15 protein-coding genes and 1 other RNA gene are annotated in these 17,518 nt (G+C 60.2%); 14 read left to right on the plus strand and 2 right to left on the minus strand.

What is annotated here, in order from left to right; genetic code table 11:
* Window positions 1-14 precede the first annotated feature (14 nt).
* Window positions 15-377: a YraN family protein gene (locus GBC55_RS09535; protein WP_162437227.1), complete on the minus strand. Its 363-nt coding sequence runs from the start codon at window positions 375-377 to the stop codon at window positions 15-17.
* Window positions 377-2,188 carry a penicillin-binding protein activator gene (locus GBC55_RS09540; protein WP_162437228.1) on the minus strand — a complete coding sequence of 604 codons (1,812 nt, stop codon included), beginning with the start codon at window positions 2,186-2,188 and terminating at the stop codon, window positions 377-379. Before GBC55_RS09540 ends, GBC55_RS09535 begins: the two co-directional genes overlap by 1 nt.
* Before the next feature lie 176 nt (window positions 2,189-2,364).
* On the opposite strand from GBC55_RS09540, the gene rsmI reads away from it, so the two are divergent.
* The 14 genes from rsmI (at window position 2,365) to GBC55_RS09610 (ending at window position 17,514) form a co-directional block, all read left to right on the plus strand.
* Window positions 2,365-3,270, plus strand: coding sequence for a 16S rRNA (cytidine(1402)-2'-O)-methyltransferase (gene rsmI / locus GBC55_RS09545; protein ID WP_162437229.1), 906 nt, complete (start codon window positions 2,365-2,367; stop codon window positions 3,268-3,270).
* A gap of 75 nt (window positions 3,271-3,345) precedes the next feature.
* Window positions 3,346-3,699: RNase P RNA component class A (gene rnpB / locus GBC55_RS09550), an RNA gene on the plus strand.
* 449 nt (window positions 3,700-4,148) lie between these two features.
* On the plus strand, window positions 4,149-4,604 hold the full coding sequence (gene mraZ / locus GBC55_RS09555) for a division/cell wall cluster transcriptional repressor MraZ (protein WP_008147486.1): 456 nt from the start codon (window positions 4,149-4,151) through the stop codon (window positions 4,602-4,604).
* 2 nt (window positions 4,605-4,606) lie between these two features.
* Complete coding sequence (rsmH, locus tag GBC55_RS09560) at window positions 4,607-5,548, plus strand: 16S rRNA (cytosine(1402)-N(4))-methyltransferase RsmH (protein ID WP_178114289.1); 942 nt, start codon at window positions 4,607-4,609, stop codon at window positions 5,546-5,548.
* The gene (gene ftsL, locus GBC55_RS09565) at window positions 5,545-5,838 is read left to right on the plus strand and encodes a cell division protein FtsL (RefSeq protein ID WP_110964807.1); all 294 of its coding nucleotides are present in this window, start codon (window positions 5,545-5,547) and stop codon (window positions 5,836-5,838) included. The genes rsmH and ftsL overlap by 4 nt, the downstream gene beginning before the upstream one ends.
* Window positions 5,838-7,577 carry a penicillin-binding protein 2 gene (locus GBC55_RS09570; RefSeq protein ID WP_178114290.1) on the plus strand — a complete coding sequence of 580 codons (1,740 nt, stop codon included), beginning with the start codon at window positions 5,838-5,840 and terminating at the stop codon, window positions 7,575-7,577. The genes ftsL and GBC55_RS09570 overlap by 1 nt, the downstream gene beginning before the upstream one ends.
* Window positions 7,577-9,040 carry a UDP-N-acetylmuramoyl-L-alanyl-D-glutamate--2,6-diaminopimelate ligase gene (locus GBC55_RS09575; protein WP_162437232.1) on the plus strand — a complete coding sequence of 488 codons (1,464 nt, stop codon included), beginning with the start codon at window positions 7,577-7,579 and terminating at the stop codon, window positions 9,038-9,040. The genes GBC55_RS09570 and GBC55_RS09575 overlap by 1 nt, the downstream gene beginning before the upstream one ends.
* Window positions 9,033-10,400 carry a UDP-N-acetylmuramoyl-tripeptide--D-alanyl-D-alanine ligase gene (gene murF / locus GBC55_RS09580; RefSeq protein ID WP_162437233.1) on the plus strand — a complete coding sequence of 456 codons (1,368 nt, stop codon included), beginning with the start codon at window positions 9,033-9,035 and terminating at the stop codon, window positions 10,398-10,400. Before GBC55_RS09575 ends, murF begins: the two co-directional genes overlap by 8 nt.
* Window positions 10,400-11,482, plus strand: a complete 1,083-nt coding sequence (gene mraY, locus GBC55_RS09585; RefSeq protein ID WP_162437234.1) for a phospho-N-acetylmuramoyl-pentapeptide-transferase — start codon at window positions 10,400-10,402, stop codon at window positions 11,480-11,482. The genes murF and mraY overlap by 1 nt, the downstream gene beginning before the upstream one ends.
* Window positions 11,483-11,487: 5 nt before the next feature.
* Window positions 11,488-12,834, plus strand: coding sequence for a UDP-N-acetylmuramoyl-L-alanine--D-glutamate ligase (gene murD, locus GBC55_RS09590; RefSeq protein WP_162437235.1), 1,347 nt, complete (start codon window positions 11,488-11,490; stop codon window positions 12,832-12,834).
* 2 nt (window positions 12,835-12,836) lie between these two features.
* Complete coding sequence (gene ftsW, locus GBC55_RS09595) at window positions 12,837-14,048, plus strand: putative lipid II flippase FtsW (protein ID WP_178114291.1); 1,212 nt, start codon at window positions 12,837-12,839, stop codon at window positions 14,046-14,048.
* Window positions 14,038-15,108: an undecaprenyldiphospho-muramoylpentapeptide beta-N-acetylglucosaminyltransferase gene (murG, locus tag GBC55_RS09600; RefSeq protein WP_162437237.1), complete on the plus strand. Its 1,071-nt coding sequence runs from the start codon at window positions 14,038-14,040 to the stop codon at window positions 15,106-15,108. The genes ftsW and murG overlap by 11 nt, the downstream gene beginning before the upstream one ends.
* Complete coding sequence (murC, locus tag GBC55_RS09605) at window positions 15,101-16,561, plus strand: UDP-N-acetylmuramate--L-alanine ligase (RefSeq protein ID WP_162437238.1); 1,461 nt, start codon at window positions 15,101-15,103, stop codon at window positions 16,559-16,561. The genes murG and murC overlap by 8 nt, the downstream gene beginning before the upstream one ends.
* Complete coding sequence (locus GBC55_RS09610; RefSeq protein WP_162437239.1) at window positions 16,558-17,514, plus strand: D-alanine--D-alanine ligase; 957 nt, start codon at window positions 16,558-16,560, stop codon at window positions 17,512-17,514. The genes murC and GBC55_RS09610 overlap by 4 nt, the downstream gene beginning before the upstream one ends.
* Window positions 17,515-17,518: the final 4 nt, after the last annotated feature.

The raw sequence follows: 17,518 nt of genomic DNA on the forward strand, positions 1-17,518 counted from the left end.
CAGCGCATGAGCAATCAGCTGTCGAAGGCATTTTGCAACCAGTTGAGCTGATCGAGGTTGCTGTCGATGGCAACCACGTCGAAACGGCAAGGGGAATTGGCCCAGCGCGATTCGCGCTGAAGAAAATACTGCGCGGCAAAAATCAGTTTCTGCCGTTTGCGCCCATCGATGCTATCGAGCGCGCCACCCCATTGAGTGTTTTTTCTGTAGCGGACTTCAACGAATACTACTGTATCGCCATCAAGCATGACCAGATCAAGCTCGCCACGTTTACACAACCAGTTCTGCGCCACCAGGCGCAGACCGTGTTGCTGAAGATGCTCGAGCGCATGGCGCTCGGCATCTTGTCCGCTTTGCTGGCGTGACCTGTCGGGCATCAGCGTGGGGTGTCCGGCAGGCGTTGAACCTGGCCATTGACGAACTGAGCCCACGGCAACTGACGTTCAACCCGTTGATTCTGGGTCATGCCCAGGCTGCCGGATTCACCCTCGATACGGCTGTCCGGCAAAGCCTTCAGCTGGCCTAGGCGAGGCGCCAAACGGTAGGCATCCGCGCCCATTGCGTAGAGGCGACCCAGACTGCCAGCAGCTTGTGGCCATTGAGCGGTGACTTGTTTGCGCAGCGGATCGTTGACGTCCAGCAGCCATGGCGTTTCGCAGAACCGGACGCCATTCATGTCGTTGTACTGATTCACATCGCCGCTGGCGCTGAATACGTGGGACGTTGCGTAAACCGGTACGTCGCCTGCGTATTGGAAGTTCAGGGTCGGTTTGATCTGCTGGGCTTGCTGGGGGGTAGCGGCCAGGAAGATGAACTCGATGTCCTGGCGACGCGAAGGCTGGGCGGCAACCTGCGAGCCCACGGTGCTTTGCAGGCTCTTGGCGCGACCTTCGCTCTGGCGTAGCTGGAACATGTCGGCAATTTGCTGCGCCAGTTGCACCGGCTGATCAACGCGCTCGGTAGCAACAATGCTGCCGCCATTGGCTTGCCAATCCTGGCTGAACGCTTTCAGCACGCGGTCGCCCCATTCGCCTTTCGGCACCATGATGGCGGCGCGATGCAGGCCATCGGCGCGGGCGCGGCGAGAGACTTCACGGGCTTCATCTTCAGCGGCAAGACCGAACTGGAACAGTTGAGCCGGGCCTTGTGCGCCCTCGCTGTAGTTCAGTGCCAGCGTGGTAATCGGCAATTGCGGGCGCGTACTGAGCTGTTTGACCAGGGGCTTTTCCAGCGGGCCGATGACCAGTTGCACGCCATCTGCCTGAGCCTTGCGGTAGAACTCATCCAGAGACGTCAGGCGCGAGCTGTCATAGAACTCGATAGCCGGTGGCTTCTGCCCGGCTTGTTGCGCCTGGTAGTGAGCGGCCATGAAACCTTCGCGCAGTGCTTTGCCGACCGAAGCCAGTGGCCCGTCTTGTGGCAGCAGCAGGGCGATCTTGCTCAGCGGCTGGCTGGCCAGCTCCTTGAGCCTGGTCAGTGGCAGCGGCAATTGAATGGCCGCCGGATGCTTGGGGTTCTGCGCGCGCCAGTTGTCGATCGCGGCTTGCTGTTGCTCCAGGGTGCCCGCTGTTTTCACGGCCAGGGCCAGGCTCATCCAGCCGCCGAGGTCGTCGGTGGTGGTGGGCTGCAGTTGATCGGTTGGCAGTGAGGCGATCAGGGTCCAGATCGCTTCGTGGTTTTTGCTGGCCGCTTCACCTTCGAGCATCGGGGCGATAAAGATTCGCTCCTTCGCAGCAGCCAGGGTTTGGCCGTCGGCTTCAAGTGCGCGGGCGTGAACGGTGCCGGTGCGGACTTGCTGCTCGACAGGCAGTTCGCTCAGTCGTTGCAGGCTTGGATGGCTCAACGCGGTCAAGGCGGCTTTCGGCTGATTGCGCGCCATGGCCAGTTCAGCTGCCAGTGTGCTCGCGAAAACCTGTTGGCCAGGCTTGAGTTGTTCGACAGGCACTTGCTGCAGGATTTGCGCGGATTGGCCGGCATTCCCTTGGCGGAAGGCCAGGTCTGCGGCGCTCAGGCGCAGCAACGCAGCTTTTTCCGGGTCTTTGCTTTGAGTCGCCTGTTCGAGCAGTTGCTCGATACTGGCATCCGGGGTCCGTGGAAGTTCGCCAAGGCTGGAGGAGGGCGAGCTGGCGCAAGCCGCCAGCAAGGCAGCAAGGCAGAGGGCAGTGAACAGCCGCAGGCAAGCGATCATGTAGTGTTCCTGATACTCGATCAAATTAGCGTGGAATTGTACCCAAGCACTGGCCGGGGCGCGATGTTACTGGTGTGAATCGATCAATTTAGCTCGTGTAAATGTTGCTGCGCGGTCAAAAGGCATGAAAAACCCCAAGTTGCTTGCGCGTATCGGAAACGGATCTACGCGCTACAATGTCGCCTTTTAACGATCATGAGGTGTGCGCTTTGACTGCTCCAGGTGCTTTGAATTCCGCTGCTGGCTCGCTTTATGTGGTGGCGACGCCCATCGGCAACCTGGACGACATCAGTGCGCGCGCGCTGAAAATCCTGCGTGACGTTGCGTTGATCGCCGCTGAAGACACTCGCCATTCCCAGCGATTGATGCAGCACTTCGGCATTCCTACGCCGCTGGCGGCCTGTCATGAACACAACGAGCGGGATGAAGGTAGCCGCTTTATTACCCGTTTGCTTGCCGGTGACGACGTTGCGCTGATCTCCGATGCCGGGACGCCACTGATTTCCGATCCGGGCTATCACCTGGTGCGCCAGGCGCGTGCCGCGGGCATCAGCGTGGTACCGGTCCCGGGTGCCTGTGCATTGATTGCCGCGCTGTCGGCGGCGGGATTGCCGTCGGACCGGTTCATCTTCGAGGGCTTTCTGCCAGCCAAGGCCGTCGGTCGGCGCGCTCGTCTGGAATTGGTAAAGGAAGAGCCGCGTACGCTGATTTTCTACGAAGCCCCGCATCGTATTCTGGAATGCCTGCAGGACATGGAGTTGGTGTTCGGTCCTGAGCGCCCGGCATTGCTGGCCCGCGAGCTGACGAAAACGTTCGAGACCCTCAAAGGGTTGCCGCTGGCCGAGCTGCGTGCGTTTGTCGAGTCAGACAGCAATCAGCAGCGCGGTGAGTGTGTGGTGCTGGTGGCGGGCTGGTCGGCGCCCGAAACAGAAGACGCGGTCAGCAGTGAGGCAATGCGTATTCTCAATTTGTTGCTGGAGGAAATGCCTCTCAAGCGAGCCGCGGCACTGGCGGCGCAAATTACCGGAGAGCGCAAGAATGTGCTCTATCAAGTTGCGCTGGATAAACAGAAGGGCGAGTAAAACCCGACGCGAAGGCATGGCTGAAGGCTTTTAGCGCTTGTTCTTCGGGCGCTCTGCCGTTAACCTTCGCGGCGGAGAGTCGATTGGACAGTCGCTGCCCTCTATGAAAATTAGGGGGGGGAGGAAAGTCCGGGCTCCATAGGGCGAAGTGCCAGGTAATGCCTGGGAGGCGTGAGCCTACGGAAAGTGCCACAGAAAATAACCGCCTAAGCGCTTCGGCGCCGGTAAGGGTGAAAAGGTGCGGTAAGAGCGCACCGCACGACTGGCAACAGTTCGTGGCTAGGTAAACCCCACTTGGAGCAAGACCAAATAGGGTCCCAAGGCGTGGCCCGCGCTGGGACCGGGTAGGTTGCTAAAGATGTCCAGTGATGGCCATCGTAGACGAATGACTGTTCAAGACAGAACCCGGCTTACAGATCGACTCTCCACCTTTTTCCCCTTCCTGTTTGAGGCTTTGAACAGGGCGCAGGCACAGTAGTGTTACTCCTTCCTTGCGATTGACCGCTGGAAGGGCTGAGTGATATTGATTGGCCTGCATTGATGGCATTCTCATTAAACTCCTCGCAGCGCCGATTTATCTCCTTCCAGAATCATCAGCTGAAGCACTTTCGTAATACCAAAAAAATCTTACTCTTAACAAACTACTTTAACTTTCGAGCGCAGCCGTCAGTGCTGAATCAAGTTATTGAGCAAGATTACGCGTCAGATTCTCGTTACCCCTCCTTTTAGGCTCCTAAATCACAGTTCTGTAAGGCTTTTCCTTTACTGCGCGCCTTGACGGTGCGGTAGGCGCATTCCTATAGTGTGCGCAAGTGGCGGAAAGTGGCATGAAGTGGGTTTTTTGAGCTAAAAACGCTAATATTTGGAGAAACGCTGACGTGTTTCGCGGAGCTAACGCTATCAGTCTCGACGCAAAGGGCCGTCTCGCTATGCCGAGCCGGTATCGCGACGAGCTGGTTTCGAGAAGTTCCGGGCAGTTAATCGTCACAATCGATGCCGTTGATCCGTGTTTGTGTGTTTACCCCCTCGATGAGTGGGAAATTATTGAAACCAAACTGCGCGCACTGCCTTCGCTTCGCGAAGAGAACCGCCGCCTGCAACGTTTACTGATTGGTAATGCCGTCGACCTCGAACTCGATGGCAGTGGTCGTTTTCTGGTTCCACCGCGTCTGCGTGAATATGCCAAGTTGGATAAGCGCGCGATGTTGGTAGGCCAACTGAACAAGTTCCAATTGTGGGACGAGGATGCCTGGGATGCGGTTTCTGCCGCTGACCTGGCTGCTATTCAACAACCGGGCGCGATGCCTGATGAACTGCGTGATCTAATTCTGTGACTATTGATAGCGGCTTTAACCACATCACCGTACTGCTCGACGAAGCCGTGGAGGCTCTCGCCGTACGTCCTGATGGTTGCTATCTGGACGGCACGTTCGGTCGCGGCGGACACAGTCGGTTGATCCTCAGCCAGCTCGGTCCCGAAGGCCGGTTGCTCGGGTTCGACAAAGATCCTCAAGCGATTGCCACCGGGCAAACGCTAGCGGCCGAAGACGGCCGCTTTGTCGTTGTGCAGCGCAGCTTTGCCGAGCTGGGTTCGGAAGTGGCAGATCGCGGTCTGACTGGCAAAGTCAGCGGTATCCTGCTCGACCTTGGTGTGTCCTCGCCGCAGCTTGACGACCCGGAACGCGGCTTCAGCTTCCTCAACGATGGTCCGCTGGACATGCGCATGGACCCGTCCCGCGGGATCAGTGCTGCCGAATTCGTCAACACTGCGCCGGCCGAAGAAATCGCCCGGGTATTCAAGGAATATGGCGAAGAGCGTTTTTCCGGTCGCATGGCCCGAGCTGTCGCCGAGCGCCGTGATATCAAGCCCTTCGAGCGTACAGCCGACCTGGCTGAAGTCCTGAAGGTCGCCAACCCGGCATGGGAAAAGGGCAAAAACCCGGCTACCCGTGCGTTCCAGGGCCTGCGTATTCACGTCAATAACGAACTGGGCGATCTGGAAGCCGGTCTTGAAGCGGCGCTGGATTGCCTGGAAGTCGGCGGCCGCCTGGTCGTGATCAGCTTCCACTCGCTGGAAGACCGCATCGTCAAACTGTTCATGCGCAAACTGGTGAAAGGCGAAGCCGACAACCTGCCACGCAACCTGCCGGTCCGGCACGTAGCCTTCGAACCAAAAATCAAAGTCCATGGCAAAGCGCAGTCCGCCTCCGAGGCCGAACTCAAAGCCAACCCACGTTCCCGTAGCGCCGTCATGCGCGTGGCGGAGAAGCTGCGGTGAGCAAACTTTTCGCCAAGCCACTTCCAGGCGGAAGCTTTTTCATGCTGCTGCTGTTTCTCGGCGTGCTCGTGTCGGCCATCGGCGTGTCGTACAGCGCCCACTGGAACCGTCAGCTGTTGAACTCGCTGTACAACGAACTGAGCGTGCGCGACAAGGCGCAAGCGGAGTGGGGCCGTCTGATCCTCGAGCAGAGCACCTGGACCGCACACAGCCGTATCGAAGTCCTGGCCACTGAGCAACTGAAGATGCGCATTCCCGGCGCAGCTGAAGTGCAGATGGTGGCGCCATGATGAAACTTGAAGGTGCTCTCTTTCCATGGCGGTTTCGCCTGGTGGTGGGTTTGCTCAGCGTCATGGTGGCGGCGATTGCCTGGCGCATTATCGATTTGCAAGTGGTTGACCGTGCCTTCCTTAAAGGCCAGGGCGACGCGCGCAGCGTTCGTCATATTCCGATTCCCGCTCACCGTGGTTTGATCACTGACCGTAACGGCGAGCCGTTGGCCGTCAGTACGCCGGTCACGACCCTGTGGGCCAACGCCAAGGAAATGCAGCAGGCCAAAGAAAAATGGCCGGCACTCGCAGCCGCGCTGGGCCAGGATCCCAAAGCCTTGACCGAACGTCTCGAGGCCCAGGCCAACAAAGAATTCATCTATCTGGTGCGCGGTCTGACCCCCGAGCAAGGCCAGTCCGTGCTCGATCTTAAAGTACCGGGCGTCTATGGCATTGAAGAGTTCCGGCGTTTCTACCCTGCCGGTGAAGTGACCGCGCACATGGTCGGCTTTACCGACATCGATGATCACGGTCGCGAAGGTGTCGAGCTGGCCTACGACGAATGGCTCGCCGGTGTCCCTGGCAAACGCCAGGTCATCAAGGACCGGCGCGGTCGGCTCATCAAGGATGTCCAGGTCACCAAAAACGCCAAGGCCGGTAAGCCCTTGGCGTTGTCCATTGACCTGCGCCTGCAATACCTCGCCAACCGCGAACTGCGTAACGCGATCATCGAGAACGGCGCCAAGGCCGGCAGCCTCGTGATCATGGACGTGAAGAGCGGCGAGATCCTGGCCATGGTCAATCAGCCGACCTACAACCCGAACAACCGTCGCAACCTGCAACCGGCGATGATGCGCAACCGCGCAATGATCGACGTGTTCGAGCCGGGTTCGACCATGAAAGCCATCTCCATGAGCGCTGCGATCGAAAGCGGTCGCTGGAAACCGAGCGATACCGTCGAGGTTTACCCGGGCACCTTGCAGATTGGTAAGTACACCATCAAGGACGTTTCCAGGAGCGAAGGTCCGGTACTCGATCTGACAGGCATCCTGATCAACTCCAGTAACGTCGGCATGAGCAAGGTCGCGTTTGATATCGGCGGCGAAACAATCTTCCGTCTCGCCCAAAAAGTCGGGCTCGGCCAGGACACCGGCCTCGGTTTTCCGGGTGAGCGCGTCGGCAACCTGCCGAACTATCGCGAATGGCGCAAAGCCGAGACCGCCACGCTGTCTTACGGCTACGGCATTTCCGTGACGGCGATCCAGTTGGTCCACGCCTTCTCGGCCCTGGCCAATAACGGTCGTCTCGCGCCGCTGACCCTGATCAAGACTGACAAGGCGCCACAAACCACTCAGGTATTGCCGGAAGCCGTCGCGAAAACCATGCAGGGCATGCTGACCCAGGTAATCGAAGCCCCGCGCGGCGTGTTCCGTGCGCAGGTGCCGGCTTATCACGTGGCTGGCAAATCGGGTACCGCGCGCAAAACGTCGGTCGGTACCAAAGGCTACGCCGAGAATTCCTACCGTTCGCTGTTCGCCGGCTTCGGCCCGATGAGCGATCCGCGTTACGCCATCGTAGTAGTGATCGATGAACCGACCAAAGCCGGTTATTTCGGTGGTCTGGTTTCGGCACCGGTCTTCAGCAAAGTGATGTCCGGGACCTTGCGCCTGATGAACATCACGCCTGACAACCTGCCACCGACTCAACAGGCCAATGCCACACCGGTCGTTCCGCTGAAAGCCAATGGAGGGCGCGGCTGATGTCTCTTAGTCTGAACAAGATTTTTGCCCACGCCGGTCGCGATCTGCTGATCCGGGAACTGACCCTCGACAGCCGCAACGTGCGGGCGGGCGATCTGTTCCTCGCCGTTCCTGGCGGCAAGTTCGACGGTCGCGCGCACATCGCCGACGCACTGCAGCGCGGTGCGGCGGCCGTGGCCTATGAAGTCCAAGGCGCCACGGTGCTGCCGATCACCGATGTGCCGCTGATTCCGGTCAAAGGCCTGGCGGCGCAGCTGTCGGACATCGCTGGACGTTTTTACGGTGACCCGAGTCGCCACCTGAACCTGGTTGGCGTGACCGGTACAAATGGCAAAACCAGCGTGACGCAATTGGTTGCGCAAGCGTTGGACCTGCTCGGTCAGCACTGCGGGATTGTCGGCACACTGGGTACCGGTTTCTACGGCGCGCTCGAAAGCGGCCTGCACACCACGCCGAACCCGATTGCCGTCCAGGCGACCCTTGCCGACCTGAAAAAGGCCGGCGCCAAAGCCATCGCCATGGAAGTTTCGTCCCACGGGCTTGATCAGGGGCGAGTCACTGCGCTGGCGTTTGATGTGGCGGTGATGACCAATCTTTCCCGGGACCATCTTGATTACCACGGCACCATGCAGGCCTACGGCGAAGCCAAGGCCAAGCTGTTTGCCTGGAACGATCTTAAATGCCGGGTGGTTAACCTCGACGACGAATTCGGCCGCCAGCTGGCTGCGGAAAAACGCGAGTCGCGGCTGATTACCTACAGTCTTGAAGACGCCAGCGCTTACCTGTATTGCCGCGAAGCGCAATTCGACGACGAAGGCGTGCGCGCCACGCTGGTCACGCCCCAGGGCGAACACCATTTGCGCAGTACCTTGCTCGGCCGTTTCAACCTGAGCAACGTGCTGGCAGCGGTCGGCGCACTGCTCGGCCTGGATTACGCGCTGGACGAAATCCTCAAGGTCTTGCCAAAACTCGAAGGCCCGGCCGGTCGTATGCAACGCCTTGGCGGCGGCTCTCAGCCCTTGGTGGTCGTGGATTACGCCCATACGCCTGACGCGCTGGAGAAAGTACTGACGGCCCTGCGTCCACACGCCAAAGGTCGGCTGCTGTGCCTGTTCGGTTGCGGCGGTGATCGTGATCGCGGCAAGCGTCCGCTGATGGCCGAAGTGGTCGAGCGTCTGGCCGATGGCGTGCTCGTCACCGATGACAATCCGCGTACCGAAGACCCGTCGGTGATTTTCGACGACATCCGCGCCGGTTTCAGCGCTGTGGATAACGTCGCATTCGTTGCCGGCCGTGGCCAGGCGATTGCTCAGCTTATCGCCGGAGCGTCGGCGGATGACGTGATTGTCCTGGCCGGTAAAGGGCACGAGGACTATCAGGAAATCAACGGCGAGCGCCACGCTTTCTCCGATCTGGTCGAGGCTGATCATGCCCTGACCGCGTGGGAGGTGGCCCATGCTTAAAGCCCTGACACTGAGCGAACTGACCGGCGCGCTGAACGCCCGCCTGGTGAATACTGATGCCACTTTCGACGGTGTCAGCATCGACAGTCGTGCGATCCAGCCAGGCCAACTGTTTATCGCCCTGACCGGCCCGCGTTTTGATGGTCATGACTACTTGAACGACGTCGCCGCAAAAGGCGCCGTTGCAGCCCTGGTCGAGCGCGAAGTTACTGACAGCACGCTTGCGCAATTGCTGGTGAAAGATACACGCCAGGCGCTTGGCCAACTGGGCGCGATGAACCGTGCCGGTTTCACGCATCAGGTTGCAGCAATCACCGGTTCCAGCGGTAAGACCACGGTCAAGGAAATGCTTGCGAGCATCCTGCGCACGCGGGGTCCGGTACTGGCGACCCGTGGGAACCTGAACAACGACCTCGGCGTTCCGTTGACCCTGCTCGAACTTGCGCCGGAACACACCGCAGCGGTCATTGAGCTGGGTGCCTCGCGACTCGGCGAAATCGCTTACACAGTGGCCATGACCAAACCTCATGTGGCCATTCTCAACAACGCCGGGACCGCCCACGTTGGCGAGTTCGGCGGGCCGGAAAAAATCGTTGAAGCCAAGGGCGAGATCATTGAAGGGCTGGATGCCGATGGCGTCGCCGTTCTTAATCTCGATGACAAGGCGTTCGGTATCTGGAAGACCCGTGCAGCCGGTCGCAAAGTGCTGACGTTCGCCTTGAGCAACCTCAGCGCTGACTTCTACGCCAGCGATCTGGACCGTGATGCTCGCGGTTGCCCGGCGTTCAATCTGCACAGTCCTGAAGGTGTGGAGCGCGTTCAATTGAACCTGCTCGGCACTCATAACGTTGCCAATGCGATGGCCGCCGCAGCTGCCGCCCATGCGCTGGGTGTCTCGCTGTTCGGCATCGCCACCGGGCTTGGCGCAGTGCAGCCGGTCAAGGGGCGCACCGTTGCGCAACTGGCCAGCAACGGCATGCGCGTCATCGATGACACCTACAACGCGAACCCCACCTCAATGTGCGCCGCCGTTGATATACTCGCCGGCTTTTCCGGCCGCACCGTCCTGGTGCTCGGGGATATCGGCGAGTTGGGCGATTGGGCAGAGCAGGGACACCGCGACGTGGGCGAGTACGCCCGTGGCAAGGTTTCCGCGCTTTACGCCGTCGGACCCATGATGGTTCACGCCGTAAACGCTTTCGGTGAACAGGCTTGTCACTTCGCCACTCAGGCTGAACTGATCAAGGCCCTGGACGCCGAGCAAGACACAAACACCACCATTTTGATCAAGGGCTCGCGTAGCGCTGCGATGGAAAACGTCGTCGCCGCTTTGTGCGGGTCCAGTCTGGAGAAACATTAATGCTGCTGCTGCTAGCGGAGTACATGCAACAGTTCTACAAAGGCTTCGCGGTCTTCCAGTACCTGACCCTGCGCGGGATTCTCGGTGTGCTGACCGCGCTGGTTTTGTCGCTGTGCTATGGCCCGTGGATGATCCGTACTTTGCAGAAGCGTCAGATCGGTCAATCCGTTCGCAACGACGGTCCGCAATCGCATCTGTCCAAATCAGGCACCCCGACCATGGGCGGCGCGCTGATCCTGTCGTCCATCGGCGTCAGCACCTTGCTCTGGGCCGACCTCAGCAACCGCTATGTCTGGACCGTGCTGCTGGTCACCTTGCTGTTTGGTGCGATTGGCTGGGTCGATGACTACCGCAAGGTGATCGAAAAGAACTCACGTGGCCTGCCAAGTCGCTGGAAATACTTCTGGCAATCGGTGTTCGGCCTGGGCGCGGCGATCTTCCTTTATATGACCGCCAGCACTCCTGTGGAAACCACGCTGATCCTGCCGATGCTCAAGGACTACAGCATTCCCCTGGGCGCGGGCTTTATCGTCCTGACCTATTTCGTGATCGTTGGCTCGAGCAACGCGGTCAACCTGACCGATGGCCTCGACGGTCTGGCGATCATGCCGACCGTGATGGTTGGCGGTGGTTTGGGGATCTTCTGCTACCTGTCCGGTAACGTGAAGTTCGCGGAATACCTGCTGATTCCTTACGTTCCGGGCGCGGGTGAGTTGATCGTGTTCTGCGGCGCATTGATCGGTGCGGGTCTCGGGTTTCTCTGGTTCAACACCTACCCGGCGCAAGTCTTCATGGGCGACGTTGGCGCACTGGCGCTGGGCGCGGCCCTGGGCACCATCGCAGTGATTGTCCGTCAGGAAATCGTCCTGTTCATCATGGGCGGCGTGTTCGTGATGGAGACCCTGTCGGTCGTCATTCAGGTTGCCTCTTTCAAGCTGACCGGGCGCCGCGTATTCCGCATGGCACCGATTCACCACCATTTTGAACTCAAGGGCTGGCCCGAGCCACGCGTGATCGTCCGTTTCTGGATCATCACCGTGATTCTGGTACTGGTCGGCCTTGCCACCCTGAAGCTGAGGTAGAACGAGTGTCTCTGATCGCTTCTGACCACTTCCGCATCGTTGTCGGCCTCGGCAAGAGCGGCATGTCCCTGGTTCGCTTCCTGGCGAACCGGGGCACGTCGTTTGCTGTCGCCGACACGCGGGAAAATCCACCGGAACTGGCCACGCTCAAGCGTGACTATCCGCACGTGGAAGTGCGTTGTGGCGAGCTGGACGTCGAATTCCTGTGCCGTGCCGACGAGCTCTACGTGAGCCCCGGCCTGGCGCTGGCGACCCCGGCCCTGCAGGCTGCCGCCGCCCGTGGCGTGAAATTGTCCGGCGACATCGAGCTGTTCGCGCGTCACGCGAAGGCGCCGATCGTTGCCATCAGTGGTTCCAACGCAAAAAGCACCGTCACCACGCTGGTCGGCGAGATGGCGGCTGCGGCCGGTAAGCGTGTTGCTGTTGGCGGTAACCTCGGCACACCAGCGCTGGATTTGCTCAGCGACGACGTCGAGCTGTACGTGATGGAACTGTCGAGCTTCCAGCTTGAGACCACTGATAACCTCGGCGCCGAAGTGGCGACCGTGCTCAACGTCAGTGAAGACCACATGGACCGCTACAGCGGCCTGCCGGCTTATCACCTGGCCAAGCACCGGATTTTCCGGGGTGCCAAGCAGTTCGTGGTCAACCGCCAGGATGCCCTGAGCCGCCCACTGATGGGCGAAGGCCAGCCTTGCTGGACCTTCGGTTTGACCAAGCCTGATTTCAAGGCCTTCGGTATCCGCGAAGAAGAAGGCGAGAAGTACCTGGCCTTCGAATTCCAGAACCTGATGCCCGTGCGCGAATTGAAAATTCGTGGCGCCCATAACCAGTCCAACGCCCTCGCTGCCTTGGCGCTGGGGCATGCGGTCGGCCTGCCTTTCGACGCCATGCTCGCGAGCCTGCGCACCTTCGCTGGCCTTGAGCACCGCTGCCAGTGGGTTCGCGACTTGAATGGCGTGAGCTACTACAACGATTCCAAAGCCACCAACGTCGGGGCCGCATTGGCCGCCATCGAAGGGCTGGGCGCGGACATCGACGGCAAACTCGTGTTGATCGCCGGTGGCGACGGCAAGGGTGCCGACTTCAAGGACCTGCGTGATCCGGTGGCAGTCAATTGCCGCGCCGTGGTGTTGATGGGTCGCGACTCGGACCTGATCGGCCAGGCCATCGGCGATGCCGTGCCATTGATTCGCGTCAGCTCGCTGAACGAAGCGGTGGAGCAATGCCGCGCCATCGCCGAGCCAGGTGATGCGGTGCTGCTGTCGCCCGCCTGCGCCAGTTTCGACATGTTCAAGAACTACGAAGAGCGTGGAACGTTGTTCGCCCGCGCCGTGGAGGACTTGGCATGAGTCTGAGAAATATCATCAAGCCTTACCCGTCGCCGATCATCACCGGGCGCGGTATCGACCTGGATTTTCCGATGCTCGCCGGTTGCCTGGCATTGCTCGGCCTGGGTCTGGTCATGATTGCATCGGCGTCCACCGAAGTGGCGGCGGTGCAGTCCGGCAGCGCGCTGTATTACATGATTCGCCACCTTATTTACGTGGTGTTGGGCCTGGGTGCCTGCATCGTCACCATGATGATCCCGATCGCTACCTGGCAACGCCTGGGCTGGCTGATGCTGATCGGTGCGTTCGGCTTGCTGGTGATGGTGATCATCCCGGGCATCGGCCGTGAAGTGAACGGTTCGATGCGCTGGATCGGGTTCAGCTTCTTCAACGTTCAGCCTTCCGAGATCGCCAAGGTGTTCGTGGTGATTTACCTCGCCGGTTACCTGGTGCGTCGCCAGAAAGAAGTGCGTGAAAGCTGGATGGGCTTCTTCAAGCCGTTCATCGTGCTGCTGCCAATGGCCGGCCTGCTCCTGATGGAGCCGGACTTCGGGGCCACCGTCGTGATGATGGGCGCTGCCGCAGCGATGCTGTTTCTCGGCGGGGTCGGGTTGTTCCGGTTCTCCCTGATGGTGGTTCTCGCCGTTGCGGCGGTGGTGTTGCTGATTCAGGTTCAGCCCTATCGCATGGCGCGTCTGACCAACTTCGCGGATCCATGGGCTGACCAGTTCGGTGCGGGTTATCAGCTGTCCCAGGCATTGATCGCTTTCGGTCGTGGCGAGTGGTTGGGTGTCGGCCTGGGCAATAGCGTGCAGAAGCAGTTTTACCTGCCGGAAGCCCACACCGACTTCGTATTCTCGGTTTTGGCAGAAGAACTGGGCGCCGTGGGCTCCCTGTTCACCGTAGCGCTGTTCACCTTCGTCTGTATTCGTGGCATGTACATCGGTTACTGGGCCGAGAAAGCCAAGCAATTCTTCGCGGCTTACATCGCCTATGGCTTGTCGTTCCTGTGGATTGGTCAGTTCCTGATCAATATCGGGGTGAACGTCGGTCTGTTGCCAACCAAAGGCCTGACACTGCCGTTCCTCAGCTATGGCGGTAGTTCGTTGGTGATTTGCTGTGCCTGTCTTGGCTTGTTGCTGCGTATCGAGTGGGAGAGTCGAACCCACCTGGGCAGCGAAGAGATGGAGTTCCAGGAAAGTGACTTCGCCGAGGAGCCGACCCATGGGCGCTAACGTGCTGATCATGGCAGGCGGCACCGGCGGCCACGTGTTCCCGGCACTGGCGTGTGCGCGCGAATTCCAGGCCCGCGGTTATACCGTGCATTGGCTCGGTACTCCTCGCGGCATCGAAAACGAGCTGGTGCCGTTGGCCGGTATCGAGCTGCACCGGATCAATGCCAGCGGACTGCGGGGCAAGGGCAAATTGTCCCTGCTCAAGGCACCGTTCATGTTGCTTAAATCGGTGTGGCAGGCGCGGGCGATCATTCGTCAGCTGCAGCCCGTCTGCGTTGTTGGCTTTGGTGGCTATGTGACCGGCCCGGGTGGCGTTGCCGCCAAACTGGCTGGCGTTCCGGTGATCGTTCACGAACAGAACGCCGTGGCCGGTACCGCCAATCGGTTGCTGGTGCCGTTGGCCGCCCGAGTCTGTGAAGCATTCCCCGACACCTTTACCCTGTCGGACAGCCGCCGCACCACCGGTAACCCGGTGCGTACCGAGCTGTTCCTCGAAACACCGCGGCAGGCCCTGGCCGGTCGCAAGGCGCGTTTGCTGATCCTGGGTGGAAGCCTGGGCGCAGAACCGTTGAACAAATTGTTGCCTGAAGCCCTGTCGCAAGTTGCCGCTGACCTGCGTCCGGAAGTGTTTCATCAGGCTGGTAAAAACCACGATGAAGTGACTGCAGAGCGCTATCGCGCGGCTGGCGTCGAGGCGCAAGTGCAGCCTTTCATCAAAGACATGGCCCAAGCCTATGGCTGGGCCGACCTGGTGGTGTGCCGCGCAGGCGCGCTGACCATCAGTGAACTGGCCGCCGCCGGTCTGCCCTCGATGCTGGTGCCTCTGCCCCACGCAATCGACGATCACCAGACCCGCAACGCCGACTATTTGGCCCGTGAAGGCGCTGCCTTCCTGATGCCACAAAGAACGACCGGCGCAGCGGATCTTGCCGCGCGCCTGACAGAGGTCCTGATGCAACCACAACGACTCACCGACATGGCTCTTGCCGCACGCCGACTGGCCAAACCCGACGCTACCCGTAACGTTGTCGATACCTGCCTGGAGGTGGCCCATGGTTGAGAATCAGAAAGCCATGCCTCAACCGGAAATGCGCCGTATCCGTCGTATCCACTTCGTCGGTATCGGCGGCGTGGGCATGTGCGGTATCGCTGAAGTGTTGTTGAACCTGGGCTACGAAGTGTCCGGTTCCGACCTGAAAGCCTCGCCGGTCACCGAACGTCTCGAATCCTTCGGTGCGCACATCTATATCGGCCACCGTGCCGAGAACGCAGCGACTGCAGATGTACTGGTCACCTCGAGTGCCGTGAACACTTCCAACCCGGAAGTCGCCACCGCGCTGGAACGTCGTATTCCCGTGGTACCGCGCGCCGAAATGCTGGCGGAGCTGATGCGCTATCGCCACGGCATTGCCGTCGCCGGTACCCATGGTAAAACCACGACCACCAGCCTGATCGCTTCGGTGTTCGCAGCCGGCGGCCTGGACCCGACATTCGTGATCGGTGGCAGACTGAATGCAGCGGGCACCAATGCACAGCTTGGCACCAGCCGTTACCTGATCGCCGAAGCCGACGAAAGCGACGCCAGTTTCCTGCACTTGCAGCCGCTGGTTGCCGTGGTCACCAACATCGACGCCGATCACATGGCGACCTACGACGGTGACTTCAACAAACTGAAGAAAACCTTCGTCGAGTTTCTCCACAACCTGCCGTTCTACGGTCTGGCGGTGGTGTGCCTGGACGATCCGGTGGTGCGTGAAATCCTGCCTCTGGTCAAGCGTCCGACCGTGACCTATGGCTTCGGCGACGATTGCGACGTGCGCGCGATCAACGTGCGTCAGCAGGGCATGCAAACCTTCTTCACCGTACTGCGCCCGGATCGTGATCCGCTGGACGTTTCGGTGAACATGCCGGGCAACCACAACGTATTGAACTCACTGGCGACCATCTGCATCGCCACTGACGAGGGTGTCAGCGATGAAGCCATCGTCCAGGGCCTGTCCGGGTTCCAGGGCGTTGGCCGTCGCTTCCAGGTCTACGGCGAACTGCCGGTCGAAGGCGGCAACGTGATGCTGGTCGATGACTATGGTCACCACCCGACCGAAGTCGCCGCGGTGATCAAGGCCGTGCGCGGTGGATGGCCGGAGCGCCGTCTGGTGATGGTCTACCAGCCGCACCGCTACAGCCGCACCCGCGACCTGTACGACGATTTCGTCAATGTACTGGCCGATGCCAACGTCCTGCTGCTGATGGAAGTCTACCCGGCCGGTGAAGAACCGATCCCGGGCGCAGACAGCCGCAAGTTGTGCAACAGCATCCGTCAACGCGGCCAGCTCGACCCGATCTACATCGAGCGTGGCGTTGATCTAGCGCCAGTGGTCAAGCCGCTGCTGCGTGCCGGCGACATCCTGCTGTGCCAGGGCGCCGGTGATATCGGTGGTCTCGCACCGAAACTGTTGAAGAGTCCGTTGTTCGCAGGTGCCGTTGCCGCACCGAGCGTGGGGAAGTTGAAATGACCGCTGCATACGCCAACCTCGTCTCCACTGTCGCGCCGAAAGACTTCGGCCGCGTTGCCGTGCTTTTTGGCGGCAAGAGTGCCGAGCGTGAGGTCTCCTTGAAGTCGGGCAATGCGGTTCTCGAAGCGCTGCAAAGCGCGGGTGTGGACGCGTTCGGTCTCGACGTAGGCGATGATCTGTTGCAGCGTCTGCTGAACGAAAAAATCGATCGCGCCTTCATCATCCTTCACGGTCGTGGCGGTGAAGACGGCAGCATGCAGGGCCTGCTGGAATGCCTGGGTATTCCCTACACCGGCAGCGGCATCCTTGCGTCGGCGCTGGCCATGGACAAGCTGCGGACCAAACAGGTCTGGCACAGTCTGGGTATTCCTACGCCGCGTCATGCGGTACTGGGTTGCGAGGCCGATTGTATTTCTGCAGCGACGGAACTGGGCTTCCCTTTGATCGTCAAACCGGCCCATGAAGGTTCAAGTATCGGCATGGCCAAAGTGACTTCCGCGTCTGAGTTGATCGACGCCTGGAAAGCGGCCAGTACCTACGATTCGCAAGTGTTGGTCGAGCAATGGATTCAAGGTCCGGAGTTCACCATCGCCACCCTGCGTGACCAGGTGTTACCTGCGATTGCCCTGGGCACGACGCACAGTTTCTACGACTACGACGCCAAGTACGTGGCGTCCGATACGCAGTACCGGATTCCGTGCGGTCTCGACGTCGACAAGGAAAAAGAATTGATGGACCTCACGGCGAAAGCCTGTGAGGCGCTGGGTATCGCCGGTTGGGGCAGGGCAGACGTGATGCAGGACGCCGACGGGCAGTTCTGGTTCCTGGAAGTCAACACCGCTCCCGGTATGACCGATCACAGCCTGGTGCCGATGGCGGCCCGTGCTGCCGGTCTGGATTTCCAGCAGTTGGTTCTGGCCATTCTGGCCGCAAGCATTGAGCCGCGAGGGTAAGACC

This window comes from Pseudomonas sp. TNT3 (assembly GCF_010095445.2).
GTDB lineage: Bacteria > Pseudomonadota > Gammaproteobacteria > Pseudomonadales > Pseudomonadaceae > Aquipseudomonas.